Source organism: Vibrio alginolyticus NBRC 15630 = ATCC 17749, assembly GCF_000354175.2.
GTDB classification, from domain to species: domain Bacteria; phylum Pseudomonadota; class Gammaproteobacteria; order Enterobacterales; family Vibrionaceae; genus Vibrio; species Vibrio alginolyticus.
The window spans coordinates 2,568,835-2,585,257 of sequence record NC_022349.1; the positions used below are offsets into that span (position 1 = coordinate 2,568,835).

The following is a 16,423-nucleotide window of genomic DNA, read 5'->3' on the forward strand; positions in this document are numbered from 1 at the left end:
TAGAGAGGTTCGGCCACCAAGGTTGATATCGAGCTGAAACGATTTTGGAGAAGACATTCATGTCACGAGTATGCCAAGTAACTGGTAAGCGTCCAGTAACGGGTAACAACCGTTCACACGCACGAAATGCTACTAAGCGTCGTTTTCTGCCGAACCTACAAACTCATCGTTTCTGGGTAGAGAGCGAAAAACGTTTTGTTAAACTACGTCTATCTGCTAAAGGTATGCGCATCATCGACAAGAAAGGTATTGATACTGTTCTTGCAGACATGCGTGCACGTGGCGAAAACGTTTAAGAGGAAATAAGCAATGGCAAAGAAAGGCGTTCGTGAGAAAATCCGTCTAGTATCTTCTGCAGGTACAGGCCACTTCTACACAACTGATAAGAACAAGCGTAACATGCCAGGCAAATTTGAGATCAAAAAGTTTGATCCAGTAGTTCGCCAGCACGTTATGTACAAAGAAGCAAAAATCAAATAATTGGTTTCAGTCTCTTTGATGAATTGAAAAACCCAACTTTCGAGTTGGGTTTTTTATTACCTGAATAAAAGTGCTGAAGATAAAGTGTTCAGTACGTCATCGGATTATAAAGTACTGCTGAAGTTATTTTACTGGTCCGACTCTATACTCGAATTTTTGATTGATCGCTCTCTGCCGCTTCGTTACCACTTCCCTACACACTTGCACACCGTTGTTCTAGTCAAGCTCAATACTCTTTGGTAGTTTACTCATAACGATAAGAGAGTAGAGATGGTTATGCGTGTGAGTCCGGCTCGTCGCCGCCGATGGAACAATATTCTTATTCTGGGCATTATCGCGTTTATAGTGATCTTAAATGCGCCGATGTGGATCAAAACTTACCTATTAACAGACCAAGCAGACCCTTACCCAAATGTACTTCGCTCCGACTATACGGTGGAGTCTTTGTACTATAGTGGCTGGGAGTTTGAACTGCATGATGGACGATGGCAATCCAACATCAAAGTTGATGCACCGATCAGTGAACTTGTATCACGCTGGCAATCATTGGAAGGGACCGAGCTCACCTCAGAACAGTACGATCATTTAAAACCTAACCTGACGGTACCTGAAACGGTAGAAGTTTGGTATCAGGATCTCGAAGAGCCGCAGCGGGTGACTTTCTTTCGTTTACCTGATTTTTGGCTATTTAAAACCTGGCAAGACAAATGGGTCGCTATCTCCGTCGATGAAAACTACCTTATGCCAGAGTAGAGCCTTTTTGCGCCTATACCCCTAATAAGCTTCCCTATTTATCGTTTTTCTTTTCGATTATGCTAGCAGCGAGAACTATTAGCCGGTGAATTGGAGAATCTAATGCCTGAGTTGCCAGAAGTTGAAGTGAGCCGTATGGGGATTAGCCCCCACATGGTTGGACAAACGATCCTGTCGTTTACTTTTCGAACGCCTAAATTGCGCTGGGATATTCCTACAGAGCTTAAAAAATTGGAAGGGCAGGTGATCCGTGCGATTAGCCGTCGTGCGAAATACTTACTGATCGAGACAAACACAGGTACAGCCATTGTTCACTTGGGCATGTCTGGGTCTTTACGTGTCCTAGATGCTGACTTTCCGCCAGCAAAGCACGATCATGTGGATCTCAAACTAAGCAGTGGAAAAATACTGCGTTATAACGATCCGCGTCGTTTTGGGGCATGGCTGTGGTGTGCTCCTGGCGAGTCACATGCTGTGCTAGCAAACATGGGGCCTGAGCCTTTAACTGAAGAGTTCAATGCGGAATATGTAGCGGAGAAAGCTAAAAATAAGCGTGTCGCCGTCAAGCAGTTCATCATGGACAACAAAGTCGTGGTTGGTGTTGGGAACATCTACGCGAATGAGTCGTTGTTTAAATCTCGAATTCACCCTTCAAGGCCCGCAGGTAAGTTGACTTCTCAAGAGTGGAGGTTACTTGTTGAAAATATCAAAATGACACTTGAGATTGCCATTACGCAAGGTGGGACTACTCTGAAAGATTTTGCGCAAGCCGATGGAAAGCCGGGTTACTTTGCACAAGAGTTATTGGTTTACGGAAAAGCAGGAGAGCCATGCCCAGAGTGCGGCGAACGACTTCAAGAGCTAAAGATTGGCCAACGTAATACCTTCTTTTGTAGTGAGTGTCAGAAGTAAGTCGAGCTATTATCGAGCTTAAGTTGTTGTAATCTTGCGTTCGAGCCTCAATAATTCAATCAGTTTCGAATAACTTAGTAAATTATATGAAAGTCATTTATCCGGGCACTTTTGATCCAGTGACTAATGGTCACCTCAATCTAATTGAACGTACTCACGAAATGTTTGATGAGGTTGTGATTGGCGTAGCCGCAAGCCCATCGAAGAACACTATGTTTTCATTGGAAGAGCGCGTTGCACTGATGCAGGACGTTGTAGCGCATTTACCTGGTGTGACGGTAAAGGGGTTCTCCGGGTTATTAGTGGATTTCGCGAGAAATGAGAAAGCTAAGGTTCTTATTCGTGGTTTACGAACAACGGTAGACTTTGAATACGAGTTTGGACTGACCAACATGTACCGAAAGCTATTACCAGGAATCGAGAGCGTATTTTTAACTCCTGAAGAAGAGTTTGCGTTTTTATCGTCGACTATCGTGAGAGAAGTAGCGATTCATGGCGGAAGTATCGAACAATTCGTTCCCAAGCCAGTAGCCATCGCGATTGGGGAAAAACTCAATGAAAGACAGTAAGTTCCCTTATTATTTCTCAAACGCTCTCTCGATACTTATCCCTCGCTTTGTATATCGAGCACAAGCCAAGCGTTTACTTTCGAATCTGACCGAGGCAGAGCTGCAACGCTGTCTTGAGCGGGTGAACTATTACAATAAGTGTGAAACGCCGTTTTCAGTCGATAGCCGAGAACAAAGTTACTCGACCATCGATACATTCAAAAAAACGAAAGGCTGGACGTATTTTTTCGATCTTCGCCAAGTTGTACGCTATTTCCCTTCCAGTTTTGCGTTTAACTACATCAACGGCGATGTTACACACATCCCCAATGTACCGAGCTTTATAAAAAGCCGCCCTATTTTTGGTAACAACCAAAATTCAGTGGTGTTGAAACTTAATCAAGTTCGTCATTTTAAATTTATTGACGATCCTGTTCGCTATCAAGATAAAAAGGACATGGTAGCGTGGCGCGGCGTGGGTTTTCAGCCGCATCGTAAAAAGGTGATTCATGCGTTTTACAACCATCCGCAATGCAATATTGGCCAGACCCGCCCGGTAGAAGGGAAACCATGGGAAAAGGGCTTTATGAGTATTGAAGAGCAACTGCAGTATAAGTTTTTGCTCTGTATAGAAGGCAATGATGTGGCCACCAACCTTAAGTGGGCTATGTCGTCTAACTCCTTGGTTATTATGTCAAAGCCAAAATATGAGACTTGGTTTATGGAAGGTAAGTTAGAGGCAGGCGTCCACTATGTTGAAGTGAAGGATGACTATTCGGATTTGCCCGAAAAGATGGATTATTACCTAGCGAATGAGCAAGAAGCATTAGCGATCATTGAAAATGCGCACCAGTGGGTTGAGCAGTTCAAAGATAAACGTAAAGAGCGTTTGATCTCATTGATGGTTGCCGATAAGTACTTCGCTTTATCTCAGCAACAATAAAAAAGGGGCGAAACGCCCCTTTTTTATAATCTTAAGCTTCTAGAAATTGATCAACACCATTCTCACAGCGTTTAAGCTTGTTTTTAATGGTGTTTTCTAAAATCTCGTCATTTTGTCCGAGTGACGCGCGAGAGTTTTCTACGTGGTACAAGTGGTAGCCTACACCTGCGAATTTTAGGTAAAGACGTGACTTACCCGCATTCAACATGCGATGAACAAACTCGCTGTCTTCGCGTCCCCATCCAACAAAATCTTGGTTGAAGCCATTCACCTCGATGACATCTTGTCGCCAAAACGCCATGTTGCAACCGCGAGTGGCTTTATCGTTATTGCGCTCGTAAGAGAACCATTTCGATAGCAAAGCGTTGGTGATGCAGTTTTTACGATTGCGAATGCCTTTGCTGAAGATAGAAGGCACTAAGCCGTTTTCCATGATGGCCTTGCTGCAGCTTTCATCCGTTAACACACGTCCGCCCTGCACAAACCAATTTGGTTTTGCGACTTGCTTATGTGATTCAATAAACGTTTGGGACAGCACCATGTCGCCATCAATCATGATGAGGTAGTCACCTGATGCTTTGGCGATCGCGCGGTTGCGGCTCATTGAAAGTTGAAAGCCATTATCTTCGTGCCAGCTATGAATAAGTGGTACTGGAAAGCCGTCACGCAGTTGGTCAACCATTGCTTTGGTGTCTTCTCGAGAGCCATCATCTGCAACAATTACTTCGTCAGGCAAAACGGTTTGACGTTTCACGCTTTCTAACACCGCTTTTAATGCTTCTTTCCAGTTGTAAGTGGTGATAATTAAAGTCGTTTTCATGATTTTTTTGCCTGTTCACGTAAGTAGAGATCGATATATTTTACAAAAGTAGAGTGCATGCTTAGCCAAGCTAGAATGAAGCCATGCTTGCCATCAAGGAAGCCTCGTTTGAGAACATACATCTTCAAAAAGCTAGCAAGAGCGTGAACGATAGCGGTCGTTAAACCCGCTTTCTTTTTACCTTCACGTTCATCCGTCCAGGCCTTGAGGTAGCCAGTGGTTTTATTGATGTAATGATGAAGGTGCTCGTAAGTGTAGTGATGCAGTCGACCATCCAGTTTTTCAGTTTGATAGTTTTTCTCATCAACTTTTTCATGAACGAGCGAATCATTATATTGTGTATATTCGGTGCGATATAAGCGCACAATCCAGTCTGGAGACCAACCAGAATGGTAGATGAACTTACCAAACGCTGAGCTTAGTCGATTAAGTTTGTATAAAACGTTCGGCTTATTGGCTGATACCGCGTGTAAGATACTTTCTTTTAGCTCTGGAGTGACTTGTTCGTCCGCATCAAGCCACAAAACGTAGTCTGCCGTAACGTATTGCTGCGCCAGTTGGCGCTGTTTACCGAATCCTGGCCAATCTAGGTTGGTGTAAAACTTATCTGTGTATTGTCGGGCGATTTCTTCAGTGCGATCAGTGCTGCCCGAGTCTAGAAGGACAATCTCATCGACCCAATCTTTTACTGTGTCTAGACAAGCTTGTAAGTGCTTCTCTTCATTTTTTACAATTAAGGCAACGGCTAAGGTTGGTTTGGACAAGGTCATTTCCTTCTTAACAAATCAAGACAGTAAGTTTACTGGTATTGAGGATACAAATCTTCTAAGACTTGATCGAACATGCTCATTACTTGAGTGCTGGTAATGCGGTTCATTGCCGTTTCATCTTTAGCGCGAGTTCGCCAGCTTAACTCGTGACTGTTTTTACCTGTTTCCGCAAAGATCGTTTCTTCATACACTGAGACAACGTATTTTAGATAACGGTAAGGTCCCACTCGCAGCGGATTATGGTGTGCATAGAGCCCGATGATTGGTGTTTTCATTGCATTCGCCATGTGTGCTGGTCCGGTATCGGGGGCGATGACCATTTCAACCTTATCTATTAACGCAAGCATTTGCAGAATTGAACTTTGTCCAACTAAATTTAGACACGGTTCTTCCAAGCGAGATTGAATGGCCTCTGCCAGATCCAATTCTACCTGAGCAGGGCTGCCTGCCAGAATCACGTTCCAGCCTTTTGCTCTGGCGTGATGAATCACATCCACATAACCTTCCGCGTTCCAGTTTTTATAAGCTTTGCTCGCACCAGGCACAATCAGCAGGTTAGGTTTACTACGAGAAATATGAGACTCTGCCCAAGCTTGATCGTGGTCTGAATAAGAAAGTACCCAGTCTAGTCCTGCCTTTGGTACCCCAATTTGATGGGCAAAGGCCATTAAGCCATCTGCGACATGCAGAGATTGCGGGGAAGGCACTTTGACATTGGTAAATAGTGTTTGAAAGTCCTGGCTTCTATCAGAAGAGAAACCAAGTTTGTATTTTGCTTTAATGCCCAACGTTGCGACACTCGCTCGAATCGCGTACTGCATATGCAATAGCGCATCAAACTCTCTGCCTTTCAGCTGTCGCCAAAGTGATTTGTAGCCATCAAGTCCCGCTTTTTTATCAAAAACAATCACTTCTACACCATCGATGGCGGCTAATAACTGGGCTTCAAGTTTACCCGTTATCCAAGTAATCTGGGTCGAAGGCCAGTGTTTCTGAATAGCTTGAATGCTGGCGATAGTATTGCAAACGTCTCCGATAGCGGACAAACGCAAGACGCATAGTGACGATGGGGCAGAAGTGAACATAATTATTGTCTGATTCGATGAATAGAGGCAGGTAAATTATGCAGACATCCCCAATAAATGTAAAATACACGGCTCGAATATAGCTAAGTACTGATAAGTGTTCTGCAATGTCAAAGACAACACCACATCAATCGCAAGAATCTGGCAAGCCGGGTAACACCGGGCTAAAGCGTATCGTTAAAGCGACGGGTTATTCGATCCAAGGATTAAAAGCGGCTTTTAAGCATGAAGCTGCAATTCGACAAGAGTTGGCTCTTTTGAGTATTGCTGTGATTTTGGCTTGGCTAGTGGATGTCGGCATGGTTGAGCGTATCTTAATGATCGGGGTCGTGGTATTAGTCTTGATTGTAGAGCTTGTAAACTCAGCGATTGAGGCGGTAGTGGATCGTATCGGTATTGAACGGCATGAACTCAGTGGTCGAGCTAAAGATATAGGCTCTGCTGCCGTTATGGTTGCTTTGGCGTTTGCTGCATTTACTTGGTTGTATATATTAGCCAGCCGGTATTTAGGCTAGAGGGTGAGCGTATGACTCAACAGTATAAAAACAACAACCAAGTGATCTGGTTTGATGACGAGACCATTACAGACCCTAGCCAACCGATATTTGATGCGGAATACTGGCAGTCCTCCGACAAGGTGGTTGGCAGTGCGACGGGGCGAGGCACGACATGGTTTATCCAACTAGAGAACATGCAAGCGGCACTACGTCATTACCGTCGTGGCGGTTTGTTTGGGAAGTTAATTAACGATCATTATTGGTTCTCTGGCTGGGATAACACCCGTTGTGCGCAAGAGTTTCAGCTTTTGTTGGCGCTAATTGAGGCTGGGGTGCACGTTCCTCGTCCTATTGCAGCAAGAGCCGTAAAGTCAGGACTCTTCTATCAAGCTGATTTATTAAGTGAGCGAATCCCAAACGCCAGAGATCTGGTTAGTATCTTGCAAGAACAGTCTTTATCGGTAGAAATGTATCAGAAAATAGGGCAAGAAATTGCCAAGATGCATCAGGTTGGCGTTAACCATACTGATTTGAATATCCACAATATCTTGATCGACGACAAAGATAAGGTATGGATTATCGATTTTGATAAGTGTCGTTTTGAAACTTCTGGTGACTGGAAGCATCAAAATCTAAATAGACTTCTGCGTTCATTTAATAAAGAGCGTTTAAAGCGACAGATTATTTGGCAAGAATCCGATTTTGAACATTTTCAGGACGGTTATGCTTCTCAATCTTAATTGAGTTTTTTATCATTTTATGTTGATTGCTCTAAGTAAGCCTTCTTGAGTCTAACGATGCTCGAGTGAGTCTATAAACTACAATAATCATAAAGTATTCATGTGTATCTGATGGCACAAAAATTAACGTAGGTAACATTTGTAATGAAAATATTAGTAACCGGTGGAGCAGGCTTTATTGGGTCAGCTGTTGTCCGACATATCATTCGTGACACCCAAGATACCGTCATCAATTTAGATAAACTGACCTACGCAGGGAATCTAGAATCACTGGTTGATGTCTCAGAGAGTGAACGTTACTACTTTGAGCAAGTAGATATCTGTGACCGAGCTGAACTAGATCGCGTGTTTTCAGAGCATCAACCCGATAGGGTGATGCATTTGGCGGCTGAGTCTCATGTCGATCGCTCTATTGATGGTCCTGCTGCTTTTATTGAGACCAACGTGATGGGCACTTACCATTTGCTTGAAGCGGCTCGTCAATATTGGTCGGGCTTAGATGAAGCGCGCCAATCGGCATTCCGTTTTCATCATATTTCTACGGATGAAGTGTATGGTGATTTAGAGGGAACGGATGATTTGTTCACCGAAACCACTTCATACGCGCCGAGCAGCCCATATTCTGCATCTAAAGCTTCGAGCGATCACCTGGTTCGCGCTTGGCAACGTACTTATGGCTTACCAACACTTATCACTAATTGCTCCAACAACTATGGCCCGTACCACTTCCCAGAGAAGTTGATCCCTCTGATGATTTTAAATGCCCTCGATGGCAAGCCGTTGCCTGTGTATGGTGATGGTATGCAGATCCGAGATTGGCTGTTTGTGGAAGACCATGCTCGCGCGCTGTACAAAGTGGTCAACGAAGGTGAAGTCGGTGAAACCTACAACATTGGTGGCCATAACGAAAAAGCCAACATCGAAGTGGTGAAAACCATTTGTGCTTTGCTTGAAGAGCTGCAACCAAACAAACCTGCAGGTGTTGAGTCTTATGAATCTTTGATCACGTATGTGAAAGATCGCCCAGGTCATGATGTGCGTTACGCAATTGATGCCACCAAGATTGCTCAAGAGCTTAACTGGACGCCGGAAGAAACCTTTGAAAGCGGCATTCGTAAAACCGTGGAATGGTACCTAAACAACCCGCAATGGTGGCAACGCGTGCTTGATGGTTCATACAGTTTAGAGCGATTAGGAGCGGGCGAATAATGAAAGGCATTATTTTAGCAGGTGGCTCGGGCACTCGCCTTTACCCTATTACACGCGGTGTCTCTAAGCAGTTACTGCCGGTTTATGACAAACCAATGATTTACTACCCGTTGTCAGTACTCATGCTTGCGGGCATTCGTGAAATCTTGATCATCACCACGCCAGAAGACCAGGAAGGTTTTCAGCGTCTATTAGGTGATGGCTCAGAGTTTGGCATTGAGTTGCAATACGCGATTCAACCAAGCCCAGACGGCTTAGCTCAAGCCTTCATCATCGGTGAAGAATTCATTGGCGATGACTCAGTATGTTTGGTGCTGGGTGACAACATCTTTTATGGGCAAGGGTTTACTCCGAAGTTGCAGCAAGCCGCTGCTTTAACGGAAGGTGCGACGGTCTTTGGTTATAAAGTGAAAGATCCTGAGCGCTTTGGTGTGGTGGAATTTGATGAAGAGATGCGAGCGCTATCGATTGAAGAGAAGCCATTCAAGCCAAAATCCAATTACGCCGTGACCGGACTGTATTTCTACGATAACCGCGTCGTGGACATTGCCAAAACTATTCAACCGTCCCATCGTGGCGAGCTAGAAATTACGAGTATTAACCAAGCTTACTTAGAGCAAGGGAAGTTGACGGTTGACGTGCTAGGGCGTGGCTTTGCGTGGTTAGACACGGGAACACATGGCAGCTTGCTTGAAGCTGCTCACTTTGTCGAAACGATCGAGAAACGCCAAGGTTACAAAGTGGCTTGCTTAGAAGAGATTGCGTATCGCCGAGGCTGGTTAACGCGAGAGCACATTCAAGCTGCAGGAAAAGCCTTATCTAAAAACGATTATGGCCGCTATCTTCTAGAGTTATTGGAAGAATAAATGTCGAATATACCGCTAATATCTTTTCAGAAAATGGGTGATGAGCGAGGCTCATTAATCTCGTTAGAGCAACACAAAAACATTCCGTTTGATATCAAACGTATTTACTACATCTTTGATACACAAAGCGGTTTAGCGAGGGGCTTTCATGCACACTACGACTTAGAGCAAGTCGCTATCTGCATGAAAGGTAGCGTGACTTTCGTCATTGATGATGGTACCACGAAAGAGACAGTGACGCTTTCCTCTCCCGATGTAGGACTGCATATTAAAGGCTTAAAATGGCGTGAGATGCACGACTTTTCTGAAGATTATGTACTGATGGTTGTCGCTAGTGAATTGTATGATGAAGCCGATTACATACGCGATTATGCTGAATTTTTGAATGTGGTAAACAAACATGCTGAAAAGTAAGACAATACAACTTCGCCTTGTTCAAGAAGATGATGCAGAGTTTATAACTCAGCTTCGAGGTGATGAAAAATACAATACACACTTGTCCAAATGCGATACGAGTGTTGAAGCACAAAGATTATGGATAAGAGCGTATAAAGAGGACGAGCAACAAAAGAAGCAGTTTTACTTCATTATAGAGAGGCTAGATGGAACCAAATGCGGAACAGTTAGACTTTACGACTTTAAAGGTGTTTCTTTTTGTTGGGGAAGTTGGATCCTGAATCATGAAAAAACACGTTACGCTGCCCTCGAAAGTGCTCTTTTAGTTTATCAATTTGGCTTTGATGTGTTGGGTTTTAAAAAATGCCACTTCGATGTTCGCAAAGATAACCATGCGGTAAACAAATTCCATGAAAAGTTCGGTGCTCGACTCGTTGGCGATACAGACTTGGATTATCTTTATGAAATATACCCGTCAGATATTGAGCCAATGAAATTGAAGTGTGAAAAAATCCTAGGTAGATAATGAACGTTAATTTTTTAGAGCTAAAGCGCTTAAATGCCGAGTACGAAGACGAATTGAAACAAGCCTGTGCACGCGTGATTGAATCTGGCTGGTATATCCTTGGCAAGGAAACGGAACAGTTTGAACAAGCATTTGCTGACTACTGTGGTGTTAAACACTGTATAGGCGTTGCGAATGGCTTAGATGCTTTAACACTGACGTTAAAGGCTTGGCGAGAGCTAGGAAAAATCAACAAAGGTGATGAAGTTATCGTACCGGGTAATACCTATATCGCATCGGTATTGGCGGTCACCGAAGCGGACTTGGTTCCGGTGTTTGTGGAGCCGGATGAGCAGACGCACAATATCAGTCCTGAAGCGATTGAAGCGGCGATTACAGAAAAGACGAAAGTCATTTTGCCGGTGCACCTGTACGGCCAGTTGGCCGATATGCCAGCGATTATGGCGTTGGCAACAAAACACAATCTTCTCGTGTTGGAAGACAGCGCCCAGTCTCATGGTGCGACACTTGATGGTAAGAAGTCTGGAGCATGGGGTGACGCCTCAGGCTTTAGCTTCTATCCGGGTAAAAACCTAGGTGCATTGGGTGATGGTGGCGCTATTACGACCAACGATGAAGAGCTTGCCGAAACCTTGCGTGCCCTTCGAAACTACGGTTCACATGTTAAATACCAGAATCTTTATCAAGGATTGAACAGTCGTTTGGATGAAATTCAGTCGGCGATGTTGTCAGTGAAACTGAACTACCTTCCAGCGCAGACGAAAGCGCGTCAGGAGCTGGCGGCATTTTACTTACGCGAAATCAACAACCCGAATATTATCTTGCCGGAAGTGACAGAGCCTGAGGCACATGTATGGCATTTGTTTGTGGTGCGAACTTCACACCGAGATGCATTGGTTAAGCATTTATCAGAGCATGGTATTCAAACACAAGTACATTACCCGATAGCGCCGCATAAACAGCAGGCTTATAAAGAGTTTGGTCATCTGTCATTAGCGTTGACTGAGCAGTTACAAAATGAGGTGCTGTCATTGCCAATGTCGTCCTACTTGAGTGAAGACGAGAGTCAAGAAGTAGTCGATGCAATCAACTCTTTTAAGGTTGAGTAATGACACAAGAGCATGTGCAAGTATTAGAAGACGTGGTTTATGTCTTCTTTTGTTATAAACAATCTCGTTATCTTGAGAAAACATTGCCAGCGGCATTGAACCAGACCGTGTGGCCAAGCCAATTATTGATCTTGGATGACTGTTCACCTGATGATAGTCATAAAATAATTCTATCGCTTTTAGAGTTTGCGCCTAAAGGATTAAATATTGAATATCGCCACAATAAGCAAAATGTTGGTTTAGTTAGCCAAATCAACTCCTTGCGGGGGCAATACCAAAATAAGCTTATTATTGTACAAGCTGGCGATGATATAGCGATGCCGAGCCGAGTTGAGGAAACTTATGAAGCCTGGTTGAAAAATGGCAAACCAAGCTTAATTATTGGTGGTTACGACAAAATTTCTGAGCAAGGCGATGTTATTGAGTCATTCGAATCGATTAAGCAAAATAAAAAGCCGTACACACTCGAAAATATTATTAATAGAAAGTGTGCAGTAGATGGTTGTTGCGCCGCTTTTACCTCTGATGTACTGAACGAGTTTGCTCCTTACAACAAAGACATCATCAATGAAGATCGCATCAATGTCCTTCGAGCCTTTTTGTTAAATGGTATTCATCATGAAAACAAAAAATGGATCCAATATCGATTGGGTGGCATATCAACGTTCGCAAAAGAAACACGTGAAGAAAGGTATGACAACACAGTAATTAATGCTCAGCGTGAACTGCAAGATCTTAAAATGAACTTGCGAGATGCAGAGAGTAAAAACGCCACTAAAGTTGTGAGTGCGATTAAAAAGCGTATGTGTACCGCTGAGTTTATGGCATCACTTTCACAATCAAAGTCTGCTTTGTACAGCGAAGCGATTTGTTATTTTGTTAAAACGCTGGATTATCGAACGGTTTTAAAAGTTTTGCGTAGGTTAAGATGAATAAAATTAAAAATATAAAGCAATCGATAAGTATGAAGAGGCATTTTTCTTCAACTTTCCGTTCATTCAAAAAGCGAAGCGATAAAAGCACTGATTCACCTAAAGACTTTTATCGTACACATGAGAAATGTACGGTTTTAGGTAATGGACCATCCTTAAAGTCAGATATTAATAGTATTGGTACAGATAGTGATGTGATTGCTGTTAATCATTTCTCAGAGTCTGAGCATTTTACGGCGTTGAAACCTAATAAATATATTTTAATTGATAGCTATTTCTGGGATGAAACCACCCATAGCTCTCTGGTGGAAAAAAGAGATAAATTGTTTAAAGATCTAAATGAACTTGTGTCTTGGGAAATGCAATTGATTATTCCTGACTTTGCTGACAGAGAGTTCATTCAAGGCAATATCAAAAACAGCAACATAGCGATAAAAGTGCTGCGAGCAATTCCTAGTAATGTAACTAATATTAAATATGGCCCAATGGCACTATCTTCTGGTATCGTCGCACCTCCAGCTGTCAATGTGCTTATCTTTGCTGTGTATGTAGCAATTCTATGTGAATATGATTCAGTGGAAATATTTGGAGCGGATATGAGCTTCCATAATGATGTCCATGTTGATCAAGAGAGCAACCAGCTTTATATGGTCTACAAGCATTTCTATGGAAAAGAAGAGAAGTTGCCGCTCCTAGAAAATCCTCAAAAGGTCAAACCTTTTAATATGACGGACTTGATGCGATTAACTTTCTTGACGTTTTATGCACATCAACTGTTAAATAAATGGGCCGATCTCAAAGGGGTAAAAATCGTGAATAGGTCTAGTTTCTCTATGATCGATGCTTATCCTAGACGATGAAATGACAGGTAAATAGACGCTACAATTGTAATGTCTATTTACCGATGATCATTTATTTTTCTGTAACCACATAGATTCAGCGAAAGTAAAGTCCTCTGGCCAATCTATATCAATTGAGCTCTCTGCATCCTGTATGTACATCGAAGGCTTTAGTCCAATTCGATCATTTAGCTTTTTGTAGTTTTCTACACTATTTAAAAAGACTGAGCTATCGATTTCATAAAGAGGTTCAATTGTCTGAGTTCTAGGCCATTTTTCTATATTACGATCGTAGCTAATTGGCTTATCTTTATTCCAAATAAACCCACGTAGTTCTTTGACCGTCATTAATGAATCATAACCTTCCGTGAGTGCTTGATTATACTGTTTGATAATAGCGCTATAACCTGACTCGTCTAAGAATGGTGAGGTTACATGAGTCCAAAGTACGTGACCCGTAGTAATAATCGAAGGAACATATCTAATAAGATCATCAGTGCTTGTTGAACTTGCCCCTAGGTGCTCTGGGCGTTCATCTATTCGTATGCGAGAATCTTTATATGTTGAAGCAAAATCCAGTACAAAGTCATCGTTTGAAGATACGACTATCGAATCTAGGTCAGTTATATTGATTAACTGATCCAGTTTGATTTTTAATAACCCACCTTTTACACCTGCAAAGTCTTTGGTATTTTTGTTTGGGATACGTTCACTGCCTTTCCGGCATGGTAGAAAAACATGGACACTCATGCTTACCAACTCCTTAGAATATTGAAACCTTCACTTTTTGATAAGCTTTCAAGCTCTTCTTTTACATTTGAAAAAGGAAGATAGCCAAGAAAATCAATATTATTCTCTTTGGCTGCGTGAAAGTCTGATAATGCGTCACCGATCATTAGAGCCGCGCCTGAAGACTCCTTTAGGATGGTTGCAACGTTATCTGCTTTCGCGGTAGGTGATCCTAGAATTAACGTAAAATATTGCGCCAGCTCTCTTTTAACAAATACTTCTCGTAATTCGTCTTGAGCAGATCCACTCGCTACATAGAGTTTGGCTGGGCAACCTGTAATTGCTGCAATAAAATTAGGCGTCAGTTGAGCTTCCATGTATAGCTCTTCACACTGCTTTGAGTAGCAGTTTAGTATACGTTCGTACAATGCTTCATCTGCATTTGTGATGAAATGTTCAACAAAGTAACTCACATGATGAAAACGCGATTTGCCAAAATTAGCTTTAAAATAAGTGCAACACTTATCTATTTCGAGCTCTGATACTTGGGCCATGCGTAAAGCATTACGCATGGCATCAATTTTGAGGTTATTTGAGTCTAGGATCACGCCATCGCAGTCAAAAATAACAGTATCATAGCCATTAAATAGCGGGTGCATAAATAGACCCTGCTTTTACTGGATAAGTGGTTGGGGTTAACGCTTGAATTGATGTACTTCCAAACTGCTGACTAACCATGCTAAAGATCTCATTCATTTCCATTTGGCGTCGGTCAGTCACATCATAACCATCAAAACCAACGAGAGATATCTTCTGCGCTTGACCTATAAAAGCGATACATAACGCATATGCAGCGGTATTATCATACGGTAGTGTACAGTAGTTTTTATGGGCGGTGAGAGTATCCTTCTCTATGGTGCTACTGTAATCAATCATAGAAATATTACTAAATTTACTTAGCTCGTCTTCGTCAAAGCGGTTCTTTGGCAAAAATACGGGTTTGGCTACCTCTGAGTAATGGCTGCTTTCTGACAAGTATTTAGAGTTATGAGATACAGCAAAGTAATCGAAAAGCTCAGTGTTAATCTCATGCTTTGTATTGATGCCAATTACGATAGGCTTTCGAGTCTTAATGTATGTCTCGATCGCGACTCTATGTGTTGCAGCATTAGGCGTATTAGTGACCAGTAAAATTTCTTTTCCTGAAAAGATCCCTGATAGGTCTGATTGGCTTTCAGTTGGTTGGCTTATTTTCCCTACAGTAAGCGCTTCTTCTAAGACATCACCATTATAGCTTGTCGTACCTTCTAGCTTTTTTAAATGCTCGATAGCACCAACAATTTCTTCTGTTCCGTAATTAGGATTAGAAAGCATATTCTGAATATAAGTTGGGTGAATATCGTTTTTGGCTCCCAAGTAATATAGAAGGCTTGAGCCCCAACCGTATCTTCTTTGCATTGGCTCAAAATGGCGAATAACTAGTTCATATATTGCTGTTGGCAAGTATTTATCTAGTCCATCAAGTTCGGCGAGCAGGTTTTCGGTCTGGGCGTTCCCAGCGCCTCGTCCCATTCCGGTAACGGTCACATCCAACCATGTAACACCATTCGAACGAGCTGTCATCGTATTAGACATTGCTTGACCCATGTTGTTATGGGTGTGGATGCCAATGTCGCCATCCCAGTTTTGCTTTACAATTTCGGCAATGCGAGTGACTTCTGCACTATCCATATTACCGAGAGAGTCAGCAAAATAGATGACGTCAGGGTTTGCTTTTGCTACCGCCTGTACTTTTTCCGCTATAACCACGGATGGTTTTCCGCCCGCTTGCATCAGATTTAAGCCAACGATATACCCCATTTCTTTGAAAGCTTTAATCATGCTTTCACACTGCTCTGCTTCATTGAAATGTGCCGCGATACGAACGAGATCAACTTTACTTTCTTGTGCTGGTACAAAAAGATCATTGATGGCAGCGACAACAGGTTTACCCGCATCTAGCAAAGTTTTTGCGTCAACCATTACGCCGTATGTCGGACCTTTCGGTAGGTGTAGCGTGTTTAGAAACTCTTCAGTCGTATAAGCAAATGGACCACTGTAAACAGACTTAGGATAGTTACGAAGCCCTAACTCAACATAATCAATTTTAGCTTTTGCAACTGCTGTGAGGTAAGCGTCAACGACTTCTGGTGAAAAGTCCCAGTGGTTATAGTAGCCACCATCGCGAAGAGTACAGTCTAAAATTTTTTGCATAATGGATATTCTTTTT

The 16,423-nt window shown here is 42.7% G+C and carries 21 protein-coding genes; 15 read left to right on the forward strand and 6 right to left on the reverse strand.

All coding sequences use genetic code 11. The annotated features are described in order from the left end of the window. Positions 1-59: 59 nt before the first annotated feature. From rpmB to N646_RS11830, 6 genes are all read left to right on the forward strand, one after another. A complete protein-coding gene (gene rpmB / locus N646_RS11805) occupies positions 60-296 on the forward strand; it encodes a 50S ribosomal protein L28 (protein WP_005384783.1) in 237 nt (78 codons plus the stop codon). 13 nt (positions 297-309) lie between these two features. After that, positions 310-480, forward strand: coding sequence for a 50S ribosomal protein L33 (rpmG, locus tag N646_RS11810; RefSeq protein ID WP_004410866.1), 171 nt, complete (start codon positions 310-312; stop codon positions 478-480). Between the two features lie 276 nt (positions 481-756). Then, positions 757-1,233: a hypothetical protein gene (locus N646_RS11815; protein WP_031777180.1), complete on the forward strand. Its 477-nt coding sequence runs from the start codon at positions 757-759 to the stop codon at positions 1,231-1,233. A 102-nt stretch (positions 1,234-1,335) separates the two neighbouring features. After that, positions 1,336-2,145, forward strand: a complete 810-nt coding sequence (gene mutM / locus N646_RS11820) for a bifunctional DNA-formamidopyrimidine glycosylase/DNA-(apurinic or apyrimidinic site) lyase (protein ID WP_017820708.1) — start codon at positions 1,336-1,338, stop codon at positions 2,143-2,145. A gap of 86 nt (positions 2,146-2,231) precedes the next feature. Beyond that, positions 2,232-2,714, forward strand: a complete 483-nt coding sequence (gene coaD, locus N646_RS11825) for a pantetheine-phosphate adenylyltransferase (RefSeq protein WP_017820709.1) — start codon at positions 2,232-2,234, stop codon at positions 2,712-2,714. Further along, entirely contained in the window at positions 2,701-3,636 is a 936-nt protein-coding gene (locus tag N646_RS11830; protein ID WP_017820710.1) for a glycosyl transferase family 90, read from the forward strand. Before coaD ends, N646_RS11830 begins: the two co-directional genes overlap by 14 nt. A 31-nt stretch (positions 3,637-3,667) precedes the next feature. Here N646_RS11830 and N646_RS11835 read toward each other — a convergent pair whose 3' ends face one another. From N646_RS11835 to N646_RS11845, 3 genes are read right to left on the reverse strand one after another with little or no spacing between them, the layout of a single operon-like run. Then, the gene (locus tag N646_RS11835) at positions 3,668-4,456 is read right to left on the reverse strand and encodes a glycosyltransferase family 2 protein (RefSeq protein WP_017820711.1); all 789 of its coding nucleotides are present in this window, start codon (positions 4,454-4,456) and stop codon (positions 3,668-3,670) included. Continuing rightward, positions 4,453-5,220 carry a glycosyltransferase family 2 protein gene (locus N646_RS11840; protein ID WP_005395793.1) on the reverse strand — a complete coding sequence of 256 codons (768 nt, stop codon included), beginning with the start codon at positions 5,218-5,220 and terminating at the stop codon, positions 4,453-4,455. Before N646_RS11840 ends, N646_RS11835 begins: the two co-directional genes overlap by 4 nt. A 35-nt stretch (positions 5,221-5,255) precedes the next feature. Then, positions 5,256-6,311, reverse strand: coding sequence for a glycosyltransferase family 9 protein (locus tag N646_RS11845; protein ID WP_017820712.1), 1,056 nt, complete (start codon positions 6,309-6,311; stop codon positions 5,256-5,258). Between the two features lie 107 nt (positions 6,312-6,418). Here N646_RS11845 and N646_RS11850 point away from each other — a divergent pair, with 107 nt between their 5' ends. The 9 genes from N646_RS11850 (at position 6,419) to N646_RS11890 (ending at position 13,446) form a co-directional block, all read left to right on the forward strand. Continuing rightward, positions 6,419-6,826, forward strand: a complete 408-nt coding sequence (locus N646_RS11850; RefSeq protein WP_005395798.1) for a diacylglycerol kinase — start codon at positions 6,419-6,421, stop codon at positions 6,824-6,826. Positions 6,827-6,837: 11 nt separating this feature from the next. After that, the gene (locus N646_RS11855; RefSeq protein ID WP_017820713.1) at positions 6,838-7,548 is read left to right on the forward strand and encodes a 3-deoxy-D-manno-octulosonic acid kinase; all 711 of its coding nucleotides are present in this window, start codon (positions 6,838-6,840) and stop codon (positions 7,546-7,548) included. A gap of 144 nt (positions 7,549-7,692) precedes the next feature. After that, complete coding sequence (gene rfbB / locus N646_RS11860) at positions 7,693-8,757, forward strand: dTDP-glucose 4,6-dehydratase (RefSeq protein WP_017820714.1); 1,065 nt, start codon at positions 7,693-7,695, stop codon at positions 8,755-8,757. Further along, positions 8,757-9,623 (forward strand): glucose-1-phosphate thymidylyltransferase RfbA, encoded by an 867-nt coding sequence (rfbA, locus tag N646_RS11865; RefSeq protein ID WP_005379428.1) that lies wholly within the window; start codon positions 8,757-8,759, stop codon positions 9,621-9,623. The genes rfbB and rfbA overlap by 1 nt, the downstream gene beginning before the upstream one ends. After that, complete coding sequence (locus N646_RS11870) at positions 9,624-10,037, forward strand: sugar 3,4-ketoisomerase (protein ID WP_021034096.1); 414 nt, start codon at positions 9,624-9,626, stop codon at positions 10,035-10,037. After that, a complete protein-coding gene (locus N646_RS11875) occupies positions 10,024-10,545 on the forward strand; it encodes a GNAT family N-acetyltransferase (protein WP_017634982.1) in 522 nt (173 codons plus the stop codon). The genes N646_RS11870 and N646_RS11875 overlap by 14 nt, the downstream gene beginning before the upstream one ends. Next, the gene (locus tag N646_RS11880) at positions 10,545-11,654 is read left to right on the forward strand and encodes a DegT/DnrJ/EryC1/StrS family aminotransferase (protein ID WP_017634981.1); all 1,110 of its coding nucleotides are present in this window, start codon (positions 10,545-10,547) and stop codon (positions 11,652-11,654) included. Before N646_RS11875 ends, N646_RS11880 begins: the two co-directional genes overlap by 1 nt. Further along, positions 11,654-12,586: a glycosyltransferase family 2 protein gene (locus tag N646_RS11885; RefSeq protein ID WP_017820715.1), complete on the forward strand. Its 933-nt coding sequence runs from the start codon at positions 11,654-11,656 to the stop codon at positions 12,584-12,586. The genes N646_RS11880 and N646_RS11885 overlap by 1 nt, the downstream gene beginning before the upstream one ends. Next, on the forward strand, positions 12,583-13,446 hold the full coding sequence (locus N646_RS11890; protein WP_017820716.1) for a hypothetical protein: 864 nt from the start codon (positions 12,583-12,585) through the stop codon (positions 13,444-13,446). The genes N646_RS11885 and N646_RS11890 overlap by 4 nt, the downstream gene beginning before the upstream one ends. A 48-nt stretch (positions 13,447-13,494) precedes the next feature. On the opposite strand, the gene N646_RS11895 is transcribed toward N646_RS11890, so the two are convergent. From N646_RS11895 to N646_RS11905, 3 genes are read right to left on the reverse strand one after another with little or no spacing between them, the layout of a single operon-like run. Continuing rightward, positions 13,495-14,175, reverse strand: coding sequence for an acylneuraminate cytidylyltransferase family protein (locus N646_RS11895; RefSeq protein WP_017634976.1), 681 nt, complete (start codon positions 14,173-14,175; stop codon positions 13,495-13,497). Positions 14,176-14,177: 2 nt separating this feature from the next. Then, positions 14,178-14,813: an HAD family hydrolase gene (locus N646_RS11900; RefSeq protein ID WP_017820717.1), complete on the reverse strand. Its 636-nt coding sequence runs from the start codon at positions 14,811-14,813 to the stop codon at positions 14,178-14,180. Beyond that, positions 14,797-16,407 (reverse strand): aldolase catalytic domain-containing protein, encoded by a 1,611-nt coding sequence (locus tag N646_RS11905; protein WP_017634974.1) that lies wholly within the window; start codon positions 16,405-16,407, stop codon positions 14,797-14,799. The genes N646_RS11900 and N646_RS11905 overlap by 17 nt, the downstream gene beginning before the upstream one ends. Between the last annotated feature and the right edge of the window lie 16 nt (positions 16,408-16,423).